This is a genomic window from Mycobacterium sp. RTGN5 (genome assembly GCF_033804465.1).
Lineage (GTDB): Bacteria > Actinomycetota > Actinomycetes > Mycobacteriales > Mycobacteriaceae > Mycobacterium.
Window position 1 is genome coordinate 648600 of the sequence record NZ_JAPZLA010000002.1, and the last position, 14776, is coordinate 663375.

Genomic DNA, 14776 nt, shown 5'->3' on the forward strand with positions numbered 1-14776 from the left:
CCAGCGGCCGTAGCCCAGGGCCAAAGCTTCGCGGGTGGACTCATCGGTCTTGGCCAGCTGGCCGGCCAGGGTGTGATAGGTCGGGGTACCGGTGTAACCGATGCGCCGCAGATACTCGACGTTCTGCGTGGCCCAGCGTTCCCAGTCCGCAAAGGTGTCCAGGCCGCCCAGCTTGGGCTGCTGGTGAAAATCCAGCACCACCTCCATCTGGCGGCCGATGACGGCACGAATGAGGGTGGGCTTGTCGGTGAAATAGTGGGTGAGCTGAGACCCGCTCACCCCGGCTGTTTGCCGGACAAGATCGAGGGTCAGGCCTGAGACACCCTGAGCCAGAAGAACATTGGCTGCCGCCTGCAAGATGCGCTCGCGGGTTGCGCGTCCCTTTGCGGTGAAAGCATCCACACCCGTGGCATCTGCACTGGCCATTTGCCAGCAAGATTACTCCGAGGTGCATCGGCTGGTGGTCCACATGGTGTCCCGGGGCAATTCGGCGAGTCGGAGTCGGCCCACGGTGGCCGCCCGCCGTAGCGTGACGGCCACCGTGAACACCCCGGAAACTTAGGCAGCGCCGCGGTGTCGGCCGGAACCGGCCTTGCCGCCGCCCTTTTCGCCATGAGCGCTCGAGGCGCCGCTGGCCTTCTTTCCACTGCTGGTCTTACCGGCTGACGGTGCCTTCGTCGACCCGTGGGCCTTCGGGGTACCAGTCGCAGCACCCGACGACGCTGCTCCATCAGAACCTGCGGTTCCCGCGGTGGAATCATCAGTCTTTGCCGCCAACTTCTTGGCCGCAGCTGCCGCAGGTGGAGTCGGGGCAACGATGGCGTCGGCAATGGCGTCCCGCAACTTCAGCAGCGCCGCGATCGGCCCGCCGCCGCCGACTCCGTCGAGCGGGGTCAGCAGGCCGGGCGTCATGTCATTGCCGTTGAGGAATGCGTTGACCAGCTTTGCCGGTGCATTGATGAATTCGCTTGCCGCCGTCTCGAGATCGCCGGCGCTGGCCGCATCCAACACGGCTTGTGCACTGTCGCCGAACTGCGTGATGGTGGCGTAGATCGGTGAGATCACCGCGATACCGGTCAACAGCAGGTTCACCCCGCCGAGTGCGCCGATGACGTTCGCGACGTTCTGCACGGCGGTCTGGATAATCGGGATCGCCGCGCTGATCGGAATGACCGCCAAAAATACCGGCGGCAGGAGTGCGGTACCCCAGATCGTCTGCACGGCGTCGGCGATATGGCCGGCTGCGACCTGAGTGGCGGCATCGAAGAAGCCCTGCGGAATTGCGGCAAACGTGGACACCGCTTGACCGATGAACGTCGATGCCGTGTCCGCGATCGTGCCGGCGTTCGCCAACAAGTTCGAGGCCAGCTTGCTCAGGATGGGTGTCGGATCGGTCTGCACCTGAGTTCCCAAGGCGCTCAGATTGGTGAAGCTCGTCCCGATGACCTGCACCCATTCTTCGATCGGGTTCACGAACGCCGCCATCTGCACCTCAGCGGACCGAAGCGAGGGTAGCTGGACGGCTGACGAATACGTCACGATCGGAGTCAGCGCGATCGCGCTTGCACCGACGAGAGCGGCTCCCGCGGTGACTGTTCGATTGAGGGCTAGCTGCATGGTGTGCTCCTTCGGGTATTCCACGGACCCCCCAGAGTGGGAACCTACCCGCGAGTAAGTAGGCGAGTTATGTCTTTTTCGAAAAATGGTCGCCCGCGTTCGGCAACTGCTCATATTGTGAATTTGGTGGGGATTGTCTGGGCAAATGCTGTGTACGCCAACCTCATTGAATGCTGTGAGTTGTTAACGCATGCGGCAATTAAATGGCGACAGTGACGGCGCGCATTCACTTGAGTCCCATGGGTAATTAGCTAAATAAATGGGTTCAGTGACGGAATCGCCAGTTCGGATTGACGGGGGTCGCGGCGATCCGGGCGGGGAACTCGTCGACTGCGACCTGCCCTTTCAACCGCCCGGTCGGTAGCCATCGCCGGCGGCCACCGATGGCGGCGCCGCACAGGTAATGAGTTTGCTGTAATGGCGGCTCGGTGGTCGGGACAAACTCAACTCGACAAGGGGGTCGCGGCGCTAGGCTGATCGGGCCGGTAGAGCCGGCCCGATCATCAGGAGACAGAGATGCGGAAGATCGTCATTGCGCCGGCTATCGCGTGCGGACTGCTCAGCGCGACGATCCCGCTCGCCCCGCAGGCGTCAGCCACCTCGTGCCACTCGGCGAGCTGCGTGCCGAATGTGGCGCAGAACGTTGTCGGCGGCACGCCGTGCACGCCGAGCCCCTCATTCGTGTTCGGAATGGACGCACAGAACGGAACGCTGATCTGCGCGGCCAGCGGTGTGTGGGTGCCGACCGGCCCGCTGGTCGGTGAGGCTCAGAATGCGCTGCCCTGCACGACACCCGGTGCCACCGCGCAGGAGCGGATGGCAGCCAATGACCTGCACATCAAAGTGCCTGGCGTACCGCTGCAATGCTCAGGCGCGCCCGGCATTTCGAGATGGATCCACTTCCCCCCTGCCTGATCAACCGAGCCGGTAGATCCGTCGGGCATTGTCACGCCCGATCAGATCGACCACCCGGATCGCGTCGCCTTCGCTCCACTGCCCCCGGGTCACAAACCCGGTCAACACCGCGGCCGTCCCTGCGCGCCACAACGCCGAACCCAGATAGTGCAATTCGGCGGGGCCGAAGGCATCCGAGGAGTAGAGGATCTTGCGAAACGGCGCCAACTCGAGGGTCCGCGCGATGAACGCCTCGGCGCGGGCGCCGAGATGGTTGATGCTCAGGCCGACGTCGAGGTACACGTTGTTGAACGCCTGGGCCAGATAGCCGGCCTCCCGTTCGTAGGGATAGCAGTGCAACAACACGATCGGCGTCGTGCCCGACTGACGCAGAAAGTCCAGCAGCAGCATCGGATTGGTCCGGTGCAGATCGCAGTCGCGATCGCCGAGGCCGACATGGAACTGCAGGGGCTTGCCCAGCCGAAGCGCTTCGTGCATGCCGAATCGCAGGAGAACCCGGTCGGTCAGCCGCACTCCCCCGGTATCGCGCCAGCGGGCCGCGGCGTCGGTGACGGCTCGTTGGTCGGGTTCGGACAGGTCGCCGTCGAACCCACCGCGATACGCCAGCACGGTCTTCGTGGCCACCGCAGTCTTGGTGCGCTCGTGCAGGATCCGTCGGAACGCATCGGCGTAGTCACCCGGGGCTGCCGCTGCCTGCTCGGCCACCTGCTCGAGCCGGACGATCTCGCCGACGGCACCGCCGGATGCGCGCGACACCTCGGGCAGCCCGGCGATCGCACCGGGCAGTCCCGTGTCGACCAGCCAATCACTGACCCCGGCGGCCGGGAGGAATACCCGTGCCAGCTGATCTTCGGTGAATTCGCGGCGGCGTTCCCAATAGCTCTGCGGATCAACATGTACGGGCAAGCCGAGCAGGGGCGCGCAGTGCGCTCGCACCGCGAAGCCGAGCTGAGTGTCGAACCCCGAATCGAAATCGGCCAGCGGCCCGATGTTGGCCTCGTTGAGGCCGTTCTCGAACCGCCGGAGATCACCGGACGTCAGCCAGTAACCGTGTACGTGGTTGTCCACCAGGCGCACACCGCTGATGTGGTCGGCCAGGGCAGACACATCAGCGGACACACACACTCAAATGCTCCATGCCATCCGGAACTTCTCGGTCAGCGCTTCGGGGTCCAGATGCGAGTATGTCTCGTGTTCGTAGCGGCGAACGGCGACCAGCACGTTGACGGCCGCATCGCCGAGGATCGCCCGCAGCCGCGCCGAGCCGTCCAACGCGGCGATCAGCTCGGCCTGGTCGGCGCTGAGCGCCACCGTGCCCGCCACGGCGCGCTCGTCGTCGGACAGGGTGGCCGGATCGACCGGCGTCTCCGGCGGCAGCGCGGCGCTGTTCTCGATCCCGTCGAGCGCCAGCCCCAGGATCGCGGCGGTGGCGAAATACGGGTTGGCCGACGGGTCGACGACCTTGACCTCCACGTTGGCTCCGTACGGGTTGCCGTGCGTGCCACGCACGAAACGCACAGCCGCCTCGCGGTTCTCGGTGCCCCAGCAGGCGTATGCGCCGGCCCAATTGCCCGGCTTCATTCGTAGTCCGGACACGATCGAGCCACAGAAGATCAGCTGCGCCTGCGGCAGTCCACTGATGATCCCCCCGATCGCGCGCTCCCCCTCCGCGGTCATGCCTTGCGCGCCGGTACCGCCGGAAAAAACCGGCGAGTCGTCGCGCAGCAGCGAAAAGTGTTGATGTGCACCTGAACCGACGCTTCCGGCGAAGGGCAGCGGGGACAGGCTCACCCGGAGCCCGTACTTGCGGGCCACCCGGCTGATGATGATCCGGGCCAGGATCAACTGGTCGGCGGCGGCCACGGGAGACCGCGGCGCCAGTGAGATCTCGAACTGATTGATGCCGTACTCGGGATGGAACTGCTCGATGCCCACCCCGGCGGCACCCGCGGCGACGGTCACCTCCCGGATGAAACCCTCGTACTCCAGCACACCGGCGAGGCCGTATTGCGCCCACAGGTTGCCCGGCAACCGGTTGCCGTCGGGATCGACGAGCAAGAACTCGATCTCGTGGCCGACCTCAGCCCGTAGTCCTGCCTGGGCCAACCGGGACTCGATGCGCGTCAGCGTGCCGCGTGCACACGCGGGGATCGGGTTGCCGTCCTGATCGAAGAACGATGCCGGCGCCCACGCCAGACCGTCGCCGATGGTGCGCAGTGCTTCCAGATCGATCCGGATCCGTTGATCACCGACGACGCTGATGCCCTCGGTGAACGCGATCCCGGCGCGATCGATGGCGAATCCGTGGGTGACCGGACTGAATCCCAGCCCCGCATCAGCGAACGCGTTGAGCCGGCGGACCGGCACGGTCTTGGCGTGCGTGAGCCCGGCGGCGGTGACGACCGTCCCGACGACGGTGTCCACGCCATCGATTTCCAGTTGGGCAGCCGGTGTGGTCATGGCAGCTATTCTGCCGACCACACCCCCAAGTTGCGCCCGATAGCCGCTATGCGCGGCTGGGCAGAGTCAGCTTGCAGCTCTGCCCGATGTCCAGCGTGCTGAGCATGCGACCCATGCCGATCCACATCGCGCACGACAACGTCAGGTCGGCCAGCAGCTCGTCGGAGAACTGCGCGTGGGCCCGATCCCAGAAGTCCTCGTCGTACTTGAGGTTCACGTGGTCGGTGCCGAACCGGTGGGCGAACTCGGCGGCGACGCGCTCCTGTTCGCTGTAGCCCGGCCAGGTCTGCCATTCCAGGGCGTGGTCGTAGAGATCCTCGTCGACTCCCGCAGCGGGGCCGTCGGCGTCGCGGGTGTTCTGGCACAAGACGCATTCGTTGTCGTGAGCGATCACCGCGCGGGCGAGCTCCCGCACCCGCATCGGCAGACGGTTCTTGTCGCTGTAGACCGCACCACTGAAGCCGGCCATCGCCGTTCCGATATCCGGGGACTTCACGATCCAGCCAGCGACGTCGTCTTCAGCGAAGTTTCCGATTCGGCTCATGGCGCGATGGTACGCCGGGCAACGCGAATCTGGAACGTGTTCTAGTTTTTTGCGCAGAGGTTTCGGTCAGCTTGGCGGGCGCGACACGCACTGCGCGGAGTACAGCTCGACGCCCAGTTTGTCCATCAGCTCGAGCTGGGTCTCGAGGTAGTCGATGTGGTGCTCCTCGTCGGCCACGATCTCCTCGAAGAGGTTGGCGGTAGTGGAGTCCAGCTTCTCGCGGCACAGGACGATCGCCGGCTTGAGGCGGCCCACCACCTCGTATTCGATCGCCAGATCGCTTTCGAACTGCTCGCGCAGGGTCTGCCCGACGCGAAGCGAGCCCAGCCGCTGATAGTTGGGCAGGCCGTCGAGCAGCAGGATGCGGTCGGTGATGGCCTCGGCGTGCCGCATCTCGTCGAACGACTCGTCCCGGGTGTGCTTGGCCAGCTCGGTGAATCCCCAGTTGTCCTGCATCTTCGAGTGCAGGAAGTACTGATTGATCGCGGTCAATTCGCTGGTGAGCTGCTCGTTGAGCAGGCGAAGAACGTCCGGGTCCCCTTGCATGAAATGAACCCTAATGCAGGGCCGTCACGGGTCTCGCGAACTTTGACCTACCGGGGTGTTGTAGGACGGCCTAACTAAGGTTAGTCTCCACTAACAAGTCCGAGCGGATGCCGTCCTGCGATGAGAGGGAAGCGCTGATGTATGTGTGCCTCTGCGCGGGGGCGACCAGTGCAACCGTCAAAGATGTTGTTGCCGGCGGAGCATCTACGTCCAAGCAGGTCGCCGCCGCCTGTGGCGCCGGCGGCGATTGCGGCCGGTGCCGACGCACCGTGCGAGCCATCATCGAGCAGCACTTCGCCGCAACCGCTGCTGAGGCGCCGTGCCGGCAGTGCACCGGCAATGTTTTCTGCCAGCTGCATACGGCCGGCTCTTCCCGGCGTTCCGCGGCGCGGGCCAGCTGACCGCCCCACCGATCTTTAAGGCTTGCCGCGGTGAAAGTCCGCCAGCGCCTCGGCATTGGCGGCCGCGCCCATCAACTTCTCGAAGAACGCGTTCTCCCGCGCGGTCGCGTCGGCGATCCCTGGACGCAGCGGTTCGACCATTGTCTGTTTGACCGCGATGAGGCTTGAAATAGGCCGGGAGGCAAGGACTTCGGCGTGCTTGCGGGCGTCGGCGAGCAATTCGTCGGGTTCGCTCACCCGCCAGACCAGGCCCATGCGCAGCGCCTCGGCGGCGTCCGCCCACTCCGACGACATCAGCAGCCACGCGGCGTTCTGGCGACCGATCAACTGCGGCAACAGGTATGACGAGGCCGCCTCGGGGGCAACTCCCAGGCTGGTGAAGGGGCACTTCAGTCGCGCCGTCGAAGACATGAACGCCAGGTCCGCGTAGCCGAGGATCGTCGCGCCGATGCCAAGGCCGACACCGTTGATCGCACAGATCAGCGGCTTGGGGAACTGGCTCAGCGCGGTGATGAGGCCGGGGAATCCGTGTGCGCCTTGGACAAAGTCGGGATCGGTGATGCGGGCCTGCATATCGCCAAGATCCTGGCCTGCACTGAACGCGCGACCGGCGCCGGTGATCAGGACGACGGCGACCTCCGGATCGTCAGCCGCGGCCAACAGCGCTTCGGCGGTCGCATCGTAGAGCGCCTCGTTGAACGCGTTGAGGGCCTCCGGGCGATTGAGGGTGATCGTGCGGACCCGGTTCTCGTCTTCGATGAGGAGCGTCACGCGCGGAAGCCTAACCAGGTGACGATGTGCGATGGGCGGAGAGGCCCGGCAGCTGGGACTAGCCGCCTTCGTCGTCTTTCGGCAGGAAGCATTCGGGGTGGTGATAGGTGTTGACGCCGCCGCGGAGCGGCACGCCTGGCGGTGGACTCCATTCGGTGTTGCCGTTGGGCAACTGCTGCGTGGTCCAGCCGTCGTTCTCCACCAAGAGGTTGTCGCATTTACAGGCGAGGGTGAGGTGGTCGATGTCGGTGGTGCCGCCGTGTTTCCAGTCTTTGGTGGCGTGATGGACCTGGCTGTTATAGCCGTTGACGGTGCAGCCGGGTGCGGTGCAGCCACGGTATTTGGCTAGCAACATGATGCGTTGATCGGCTGAGGCCAGCCGTTTCGATCTGCCCAGCCACAGTGACTTTCCGGTGACCCCGTCGAAGACCGCCAGATAAGGGTTCGAGGGCGTAGCCATGCGGATCAGGTCCGAGATCGGGATCAGCGTGCCGCCGGCGGTGACGGCGTGTCCGGCGCCGGCCTGCAGGTCCTGCAGGGTGGTGGTCACGATGACAGTGACGGGTAACCCGTTGTGCTGGCCCAGTTTCGGATCGCCTAGCCGACCACCTACCAGCTCGGCGAGCGCGTCGTGTTGGCGTTGGCTGTGACTGCGTAGATCGTCGGGCTGTGGTGCGGCGAATTTGGCCAGCCAGGCGTCCAGCATTGCGCGCAACTCCGGGGTGGCGGTCAGCTTTCCCACACTCATGCCGTCGGCGCGCTGTCCCCCGCACCAGAGGAAGCCGCGCTTGCGGGCGCGGTCTTCCTCGGAGAACTTCCCGTCGGGGTTGAGGTGGGTGGCGAGGCGGTCGGCGACCTTCTCCAATTGATCGGGCCGCAAGTTCTGGGCGTGCTCGGCCAGGGACTTCTCGGCCTTCTCGATTTCGACCGGGCCGACGTGTTCGGGCAGGTCGCGGAAGAACTTCTGGATCACCTGCACATGCTCACCATCGAGATCGCCGGCCTCCCACGCCTTCGCCGTGTTCGGCAACAGCGGTGGCAGTGCCTGGCCGGTCAAGGTGGTGCGCGGTGTCAGCCGTTCGGCATCACGGACCCGGCGCTTGGCCGCAGGACGGCTGATCCGCAACACATCAGCCAACACGATCGGGATCGGTGGACAACCCTCGTACCGCTCGAGGCGGGTGGTCTGGGAATGCGAGATCGCGACCTGCCGACGGATCGCAGTTTCCAGTCGCCGGAGGGCCTCGAAGCGTTCCGGTGCGGGTAGTTCCTCGATGCCGGTAGCACCCAACAATTCGACCGCGGCGTCGAGCGTATCCAGCGCCGCCGTGATCGAACTCATGTTCGAATTCTATGCCAGGGTGGCGACAAAAAATGATCTCGGCGAGCACTCTGTGGATGAACCCCAGACTGTGGAAAACCCTGCACCGCTTCGGGCTTCGGGCGTGGTCTGCCGACCCTATTGCCAGATAGCCCTACCCGTTGGAGTAGACGCGGGTCGGTGCGACCAGGACAGCGACGCGGCCCTGCTCGGCCATGGTCTGGTCGTATTCGGCCCAGTTGTCATGGGTGCCACCGCAAGCGGTGAACACCTCACGCAGCAGCAGCCGCAACTGGTCTTGGCCGCCCAGCCACCCCGGTCTATCGTCGGGACCCGCCAGCTCGGCGCGGCCCTCCACGGTCGCCCACTGCCAGCCGTCGCGGAAGGTCAGCGTCACCGCCGGCCGCGCCCGCAGATTCGCCAACTTGACCCGCCCGTAGGTGACGAACGCCAGCACCGGCTCGCCGGTGGCCGGGTGCGCCAGGATCCCGGCGTTGATCAGCGAGGCCTGGATGGTGTCGTCGGCGCGCAGGGTGGAGACCACCGCCAGGCCCTGGTCGGCCTGGGCCAGCGCGACGGCCTCGTCCAGCGTGGTCATGCCGGTCCGGCCTGGAATGGGCTCCGGTAGGGGTAGCGGCTGGTGGGCACCGCGTCGATGTTGACGTTGGCCCCGAATGCCGCTGTGCTGGCGACCATCTTCTCCATCCGGTCCTGCAGGTCGGCGTCGTCGGCGGCGCCGAAGAAGGCGTGCAGGCTGCTGACTGCCTCGATCGGGAACAGCTCTTCGACGATCGCGTTGATCACCGGAGCATTTTCGGTGAGCGCGCGCACCACGTAGTTCTGGACGTAGGCGAACGTCGACTGGGTGGCGGTCGCCACCGGTGTGTGGTTGCCGTGCCAGCGGGCCAGCCAGGTCGGCTCGTCCATGTCCGCCGGTCGCCGCAGCAGCGCCATGTTGGCCAGCCCCGGTGCGCGCTCCCCGAGCGGTGTGGGCGGCGGAGGAAGCGGGACCGACTCGGTGACCAGGTAGGCGGCGATCTCCTCGGCCTGGTGGCCGAGCAGTTCCAGCGCCATGAGGACCTGATCGCCGTAGTACTGCTGGGTCCACAAGCTGACCAGCGCCTGCACCGGCGGGTCCAGGACCGTCAACGTCATCATCGAATCGCGGACATCGCGATCGCGGACGTTGATCGTCAGCCCGGGTAGACCCAGGGCGAGCAATTCCTGGGCCACCGGACCACGCAGGTTCTCGGCCCACTCGTCGTCGGCGGCGCTGGTGCGCAGCGTGACAATCACCTTCTCCATGACGCCGAACCTACCCGCCGGCCCGGCGTAGGCTGGCGCGCCTCAGGGGATCGAGAAGTGGTCTCCTCGTGGTCAGGGAGGACCGATGGCGAAATCCTCGCCGCAGCGCAGCAAGGCCAAGTCCCCGAAGACGCCCTCCCCCGGACCCGAGGCGCCGGCAGTGCGCCGCGACGTCCTGCCCATCCCGGACACCCGGCACGTCGGGCTGACCACCTATGACGCCAAGGATCCCGACACCAGCTACCCGCCGATCACCACGCTGGAGCCCCCGAAGGGCGCGCCCAACGTCGTGATCGTGCTCATCGACGACGTCGGCTTCGCCGGTGCCTCCGTCTTCGGCGGTCCCTGCAAAACCCCCGTTGCCGAGCGGCTGGCCGGAAATGGGCTGAAGCTCAACCGGTTTCACACCACGGCATTGTGCTCCCCCACCCGCCAGGCATTGTTGACTGGACGCAACCACCACTCGGTCGGTATGGGCGCCATCACCGAGATGGCCACCTCGGCCCCGGGGAACAGCAGCATCCGTCCCAAAGACAAGGCGCCGATCGCCGAAACCCTTCGGCTCAACGGGTATTCGACCGGGCAGTTCGGCAAGTGCCATGAGGTTCCGGTCTGGGAGGTCTCCCCGGCGGGGCCGTTCCATCAGTGGCCGACCGGTTCGGGCTTCGAGTATTTCTACGGGTTCATCGGCGGCGAGGCCAATCAGTACTACCCGGGCCTGTACGAGGGGACCACGGCGGTGGAGCCGCCGCGCACCCCGGCGGAGGGCTACACCCTCACCGAGGATCTCGCCGACCATGCGATCACCTGGGTGCGCCAGCAGAAGGCGCTCATGCCCGAGAAGCCGTTCTTCATGTACTTCGCCCCCGGCGCCACCCATGCCCCGCACCACGTGCCGGCGGAATGGTCGGACAAGTACCGCGGAAAGTTCGATCAGGGCTGGGATGTGTTGCGGGAAAAGATCTTCGCCCGACAGAAGAAACTGGGCGTGATTCCCAAGACGGCCGAGCTGACCGCCCGCCACGACGAGATCCCCTCCTGGGACGAGATGTCCGACGAGCTCAAACCGGTGCTGGCCAGACAGATGGAGATCTATGCCGGCTTCCTCGAACAGACCGACTACGAAATCGGTCGGGTCGTCGACGCGCTGGAGGACCTCGGCGTGCTCGACGACACGCTGATCTACTACATCATCGGTGACAACGGGGCATCTGCCGAGGGCACACCCGTCGGCTGTTTCAACGAGATGGCCGTCCTCAACGGTATGGCGGGTATCGAGACCACCGAGTTCCTGTTGTCCAAAATCGACGAATTCGGCACCCCGGATGCCTACAACCACTACGCGGTCGGCTGGGCGCATGCCCTGTGCACGCCGTACCAGTGGACCAAGCAGGTGGCGTCACACTGGGGCGGCACCCGCAACGGCACCATCGTGCACTGGCCCAACGGCCTGTCCGACACCGGCGGGCTGCGCAACCAGTTCCACCATGTCATCGACGTCGCACCCACCATCCTTGAGGCCGCTGGAATACCGGCGCCGTTGAGCGTCAACGGTATTGCGCAGGCACCGATGGAAGGGGTGAGCATGCTGGGCACGCTGCGCGACGGCGCAGCGCCGGAATCGCACGTCGTGCAGTACTTCGAGATCATGGGCAACCGCGGCATCTACCACAAGGGCTGGACGGCGGCCACCAAACATCGCACGCCATGGAAGGCCGACACCCCGCCGGCGTTCGACGATGACGTCTGGGAGCTCTACGGTCCCGACGACTGGACCCAGGCCCGCAATCTCGTCGCCGACAACCCGGAGAAACTGGCTGAACTGCAACGGCTTTGGCTCATCGAGGCGGTCAAATACAACGTCGTTCCCCTCGACGACCGGTCCTTCGAACGCATCAACCCCGACATCGCCGGGCGCCCCCAGCTCATCCGCGGCAACAGCCAGTTGCTTTTCAACGGTATGCGGGTCAGTGAAAACTGCGTGCTGAACCTCAAGAACAAGTCGCACTCGGTGACGGCCAATGTCGTCGTCCCCAAGAGCGGCGCCGCCGGGGTGCTCATCACCCAGGGCGGCCAGGTCGGTGGCTGGGCGCTCTACGTGCACGACGGGCGGCTGAAGTACTGCTACAACTTCTTCGGCATCCAATATTTCTACGTCACCGCCGACACGCCGCTGCCGAAGGGCAAGCACCAGGTGCGGATGGAATTCGCCTACGACGGTGGCGGATTGGCCAAGGGGGGCACCGTCACCCTGTACCACGACGGCACGCCGGTCGGCAGTGGCCGGGTGGAGATCACCATCCCGATGGGCTTCTCCGCCGACGAGGCCTGCGACGTCGGGCGGGACACCGGTTCACCGGCTTCGCCCGACTACGGGCCGGCGGGCAACGGCTTCACCGGGCAGATCGACTGGGTGCAGCTCGACATCGGCGACGACAACCACGACCACCTGATCACCGCGGCGGACCGGGTCAAGCTGGCGATGGGCAAGCAGTAATCAGTCGCGCAGCCAACGCGGCGTGATGAAGACGCCCTCGGCCTCCACCGTGATGCCTTCGGCGTCGGAGATATAGCCGGAGGCAAAGGTTTTCACGCCGTCGACGCGGGTGATCTGAGCTTCCGCATGCAGCGGCCCGAGCGGGCAGGCCCGCAGATACCGGACGGTGATGCTGCCGGTGAACCGCGGCTTGCCGTCGGGACTGGCCGCCTCACCGAGCACGTGATCCAGAATCAGCGCCGACACTCCGCCGTGCACATGCCCTGGTGGACCTTCGTAGGCCGCGCCGAGATGGAAGTCGGCCCAGCGCCGGTTGTCCTCGTCGCGGTGGATCACCAGCGGCGGGGCGGTCGGGTTGCGCAGGCCGATGACGGCGTTGCCCCAACTGATGCTCTGTCCCGAGGGGGTCCGTTTCACCCCGAAGGCGCCGTCGATCTGATCGCTGCGAAGCCGGGCCGTCGCCGCGTCGATGTCGGCCTTCACCGCGGCGACAGTCTCGGCGTCCACCTGGGTGCGGATCGTCGCGTCGACCAGCTCACGCACCGAGATGGCCAGCGGCTCATAGATGGCCCGAAGCCGTTCGATGTCCTCAGCGGACAGGTCCTCGACGGTGAATTCCAGCACTCCAGCACTAGAGCACGGGGCCGCCGCGGTGTCGAACCGGGGTCTCGTCGCGCGGCTAACACGATTGACACATAACCGACCTCCAGTTGGAACGCGAGCGTCGACAATCCTCTTAGCGACGGATAAGCGACGGAGTAGTCGGCTCGGGTCGCGCCATGCTGTCCCGACGCGCCAGGAGGCCTGCCGATGAGCACTGACGTCACCGAACCCGCACCACCAGCTCCGAGCGAGTTGAAGATCCCCTGGTGGACTCGTGGTGATCTCAACGCGTTCTTCGGGCTCGGCTTTAACATCCTGGTCAACGTCCTGACCCTGACGACACTGATGATCGGCGTGATCAAGATGCCCGCGGACGACGTGCTGGGCACCGTGCTGCCCGCGCTGGGTGTGGCACTGGTGCTGGGCAACCTCTACTACACGTTCCTGGCGCGACGGCTGGCGCGGCGGGAGAACCGCACCGACGTGACCGCGCTGCCGTACGGCCCCAGCGTGCCGCACATGTTCATCGTGGTCTTCGTCGTCATGCTGCCGGTCTATCTGGCCACCAAGGACCCCATCGAGGCGTGGAAGTCCGGCCTGGCCTGGGCGTTCATGATCGGCATCATCGTCATCATCGGCGGATTCGTCGGTCCCTACATCCGCAAGCTCACCCCGCGCGCGGCGATGCTGGGCACCCTGGCCGGCATCTCGATCACGTTCATCTCGATGCGGCCGGCCGCCCAGATGTGGGAGGCCGCCTGGATCGGCCTGCCGGTGCTGGCGATCATCCTGATCGGTTTCTTTACCGACGTGAAGCTGCCGGGCAACATCCCCGTCGGCCTGGTGGCGTTGTTGGTCGGTACCGCGATCGGGTGGGCCGGCGGGTACATGTCGGCACCCGATGTCGGCCAGGCCGTCTCCGACATCGCGATCGGAATTCCCGACCTTCGGATCGACCTGCTGATGTCCGGGCTGGCGCATCTGGCTCCGCTGCTGGGCACCGCGATTCCGTTGGGCGTCTACAACTTCACCGAGGCCATGAGCAACGTGGAGAGTGCGGCCGCCGCCGGGGACAATTACAACCTGCGCAGCGTGCTGATCGCCGACGGCGCCGGTGCGGTCATCGGGTCGGCGTTCGGCTCGCCGTTCCCGCCCGCGGTCTACATCGGCCATCCCGGGTGGAAGGACGCCGGCGGGCGGGCCGGCTACTCGCTGGCCAGCGGGGTGGTCATCGGCCTGCTGTGCTTCTTAGGTCTTTTCGGGGTGCTGGCCGCGCTGCTGCCGGTGCCTGCGATCGTGCCGATCCTGCTCTACATCGGGCTGCTGATCGGCGCCCAGGCCTTCCAGGCCGTGCCTCGGCTGCATGCGGTGGCGGTGGTGGCCGCGCTGCTGCCCAACCTGGCGCAGTGGGCCAGCGGCCTGATCGACAACGCGCTCAACGCCGCAGGGACATCGGCGTCCAAGGTCGGCCTGGACGCGCTGGGCAACGCCGGTGTGGTCTACGACGGGCTGCAGACCCTCGGCGAGGGCGCCATCCTGGTCGGGCTGCTGCTGGGCACCATGGTGACGTTCATCCTGGAGAAGAAGTTCCGCTACGCCGCGCTGGCCGCGGTGGTGGCCGCGGCGCTGTCGTTTATCGGATTGATTCACGCGCCCGAGATCGGGTGGGCGGCCAATCCGCAAGCGGCGCTTGGCTATCTGTTCTTCGCGGTGGTGTGCCTGGCGTACTCACTGCTGCCCGGCGCCAAGGAGCCGGTCACCGTCGACGAGGCCGATATCGTCGCCGGCCACTAGGC

14 protein-coding genes and 1 pseudogene are annotated in these 14776 nt (G+C 65.9%); 4 read left to right on the forward strand and 11 right to left on the reverse strand.

What is annotated here, in order from left to right; genetic code table 11:
- Positions 1-231: 231 nt before the first annotated feature.
- Together SLQ31_RS29505 and SLQ31_RS15850 are read right to left on the reverse strand one after the other, a co-directional pair.
- A pseudogene (locus tag SLQ31_RS29505) lies at positions 232-426 on the reverse strand (TetR/AcrR family transcriptional regulator); the annotation flags it as partial.
- 132 nt (positions 427-558) lie between these two features.
- Positions 559-1617 carry a hypothetical protein gene (locus tag SLQ31_RS15850; RefSeq protein WP_319434215.1) on the reverse strand — a complete coding sequence of 353 codons (1059 nt, stop codon included), beginning with the start codon at positions 1615-1617 and terminating at the stop codon, positions 559-561.
- A gap of 516 nt (positions 1618-2133) precedes the next feature.
- Between SLQ31_RS15850 and SLQ31_RS15855 the strand changes: the two genes are divergently transcribed.
- On the forward strand, positions 2134-2532 hold the full coding sequence (locus SLQ31_RS15855) for a hypothetical protein (protein WP_319434217.1): 399 nt from the start codon (positions 2134-2136) through the stop codon (positions 2530-2532).
- On the opposite strand, the gene SLQ31_RS15860 is transcribed toward SLQ31_RS15855, so the two are convergent.
- The 4 genes from SLQ31_RS15860 to bfr form a co-directional block, all read right to left on the reverse strand.
- The gene (locus SLQ31_RS15860; RefSeq protein ID WP_319434684.1) at positions 2533-3651 is read right to left on the reverse strand and encodes an amidohydrolase family protein; all 1119 of its coding nucleotides are present in this window, start codon (positions 3649-3651) and stop codon (positions 2533-2535) included.
- Positions 3652-3657: 6 nt separating this feature from the next.
- Positions 3658-4992, reverse strand: a complete 1335-nt coding sequence (locus tag SLQ31_RS15865) for a glutamine synthetase family protein (RefSeq protein ID WP_319434218.1) — start codon at positions 4990-4992, stop codon at positions 3658-3660.
- A gap of 46 nt (positions 4993-5038) precedes the next feature.
- On the reverse strand, positions 5039-5536 hold the full coding sequence (locus SLQ31_RS15870; RefSeq protein WP_319434220.1) for a carboxymuconolactone decarboxylase family protein: 498 nt from the start codon (positions 5534-5536) through the stop codon (positions 5039-5041).
- 66 nt (positions 5537-5602) lie between these two features.
- Positions 5603-6082 carry a bacterioferritin gene (gene bfr / locus SLQ31_RS15875; protein WP_319434222.1) on the reverse strand — a complete coding sequence of 160 codons (480 nt, stop codon included), beginning with the start codon at positions 6080-6082 and terminating at the stop codon, positions 5603-5605.
- A gap of 137 nt (positions 6083-6219) precedes the next feature.
- On the opposite strand from bfr, the gene SLQ31_RS15880 reads away from it, so the two are divergent.
- The gene (locus SLQ31_RS15880) at positions 6220-6483 is read left to right on the forward strand and encodes a bacterioferritin-associated ferredoxin (protein ID WP_319434224.1); all 264 of its coding nucleotides are present in this window, start codon (positions 6220-6222) and stop codon (positions 6481-6483) included.
- Positions 6484-6498: 15 nt separating this feature from the next.
- Here SLQ31_RS15880 and SLQ31_RS15885 read toward each other — a convergent pair whose 3' ends face one another.
- The 4 genes from SLQ31_RS15885 to SLQ31_RS15900 form a co-directional block, all read right to left on the reverse strand.
- Positions 6499-7254: an enoyl-CoA hydratase/isomerase family protein gene (locus SLQ31_RS15885; RefSeq protein WP_319434226.1), complete on the reverse strand. Its 756-nt coding sequence runs from the start codon at positions 7252-7254 to the stop codon at positions 6499-6501.
- 58 nt (positions 7255-7312) lie between these two features.
- Entirely contained in the window at positions 7313-8596 is a 1284-nt protein-coding gene (locus tag SLQ31_RS15890; protein WP_319434228.1) for an HNH endonuclease signature motif containing protein, read from the reverse strand.
- Positions 8597-8729: 133 nt separating this feature from the next.
- On the reverse strand, positions 8730-9173 hold the full coding sequence (locus SLQ31_RS15895) for a TIGR03618 family F420-dependent PPOX class oxidoreductase (RefSeq protein WP_319434230.1): 444 nt from the start codon (positions 9171-9173) through the stop codon (positions 8730-8732).
- The gene (locus tag SLQ31_RS15900) at positions 9170-9880 is read right to left on the reverse strand and encodes an EthD domain-containing protein (RefSeq protein WP_319434232.1); all 711 of its coding nucleotides are present in this window, start codon (positions 9878-9880) and stop codon (positions 9170-9172) included. The genes SLQ31_RS15895 and SLQ31_RS15900 overlap by 4 nt, the downstream gene beginning before the upstream one ends.
- A gap of 85 nt (positions 9881-9965) precedes the next feature.
- Here SLQ31_RS15900 and SLQ31_RS15905 point away from each other — a divergent pair, with 85 nt between their 5' ends.
- Entirely contained in the window at positions 9966-12377 is a 2412-nt protein-coding gene (locus SLQ31_RS15905; protein ID WP_319434234.1) for an arylsulfatase, read from the forward strand.
- Here SLQ31_RS15905 and SLQ31_RS15910 read toward each other — a convergent pair whose 3' ends face one another.
- On the reverse strand, positions 12378-13001 hold the full coding sequence (locus SLQ31_RS15910; protein WP_319434236.1) for a PaaI family thioesterase: 624 nt from the start codon (positions 12999-13001) through the stop codon (positions 12378-12380). It lies immediately after the preceding gene.
- Positions 13002-13187: 186 nt separating this feature from the next.
- On the opposite strand from SLQ31_RS15910, the gene SLQ31_RS15915 reads away from it, so the two are divergent.
- Entirely contained in the window at positions 13188-14774 is a 1587-nt protein-coding gene (locus tag SLQ31_RS15915) for a regulator (RefSeq protein WP_319434238.1), read from the forward strand.
- Positions 14775-14776: the final 2 nt, after the last annotated feature.

Excerpts from the sequence above, each read along its gene's own strand:
- bfr (WP_319434222.1), bottom strand. The coding sequence starts at position 6,082 with ATGCAAGGGGACCCGGACGTTCTTCGCCTGCTCAACGAGCAGCTCACC.
- SLQ31_RS15870 (WP_319434220.1), bottom strand. The coding sequence starts at position 5,536 with ATGAGCCGAATCGGAAACTTCGCTGAAGACGACGTCGCTGGCTGGATC.
- SLQ31_RS15915 (WP_319434238.1), top strand. The coding sequence starts at position 13,188 with ATGAGCACTGACGTCACCGAACCCGCACCACCAGCTCCGAGCGAGTTG.
- SLQ31_RS15865 (WP_319434218.1), bottom strand. The coding sequence starts at position 4,992 with ATGACCACACCGGCTGCCCAACTGGAAATCGATGGCGTGGACACCGTC.
- SLQ31_RS15850 (WP_319434215.1), bottom strand. The coding sequence starts at position 1,617 with ATGCAGCTAGCCCTCAATCGAACAGTCACCGCGGGAGCCGCTCTCGTC.
- SLQ31_RS15905 (WP_319434234.1), top strand. The coding sequence starts at position 9,966 with ATGGCGAAATCCTCGCCGCAGCGCAGCAAGGCCAAGTCCCCGAAGACG.
- SLQ31_RS15890 (WP_319434228.1), bottom strand. The coding sequence starts at position 8,596 with ATGAGTTCGATCACGGCGGCGCTGGATACGCTCGACGCCGCGGTCGAA.
- SLQ31_RS15880 (WP_319434224.1), top strand. The coding sequence starts at position 6,220 with ATGTATGTGTGCCTCTGCGCGGGGGCGACCAGTGCAACCGTCAAAGAT.
- SLQ31_RS15895 (WP_319434230.1), bottom strand. The coding sequence starts at position 9,173 with ATGACCACGCTGGACGAGGCCGTCGCGCTGGCCCAGGCCGACCAGGGC.
- SLQ31_RS15900 (WP_319434232.1), bottom strand. The coding sequence starts at position 9,880 with ATGGAGAAGGTGATTGTCACGCTGCGCACCAGCGCCGCCGACGACGAG.
- SLQ31_RS15855 (WP_319434217.1), top strand. The coding sequence starts at position 2,134 with ATGCGGAAGATCGTCATTGCGCCGGCTATCGCGTGCGGACTGCTCAGC.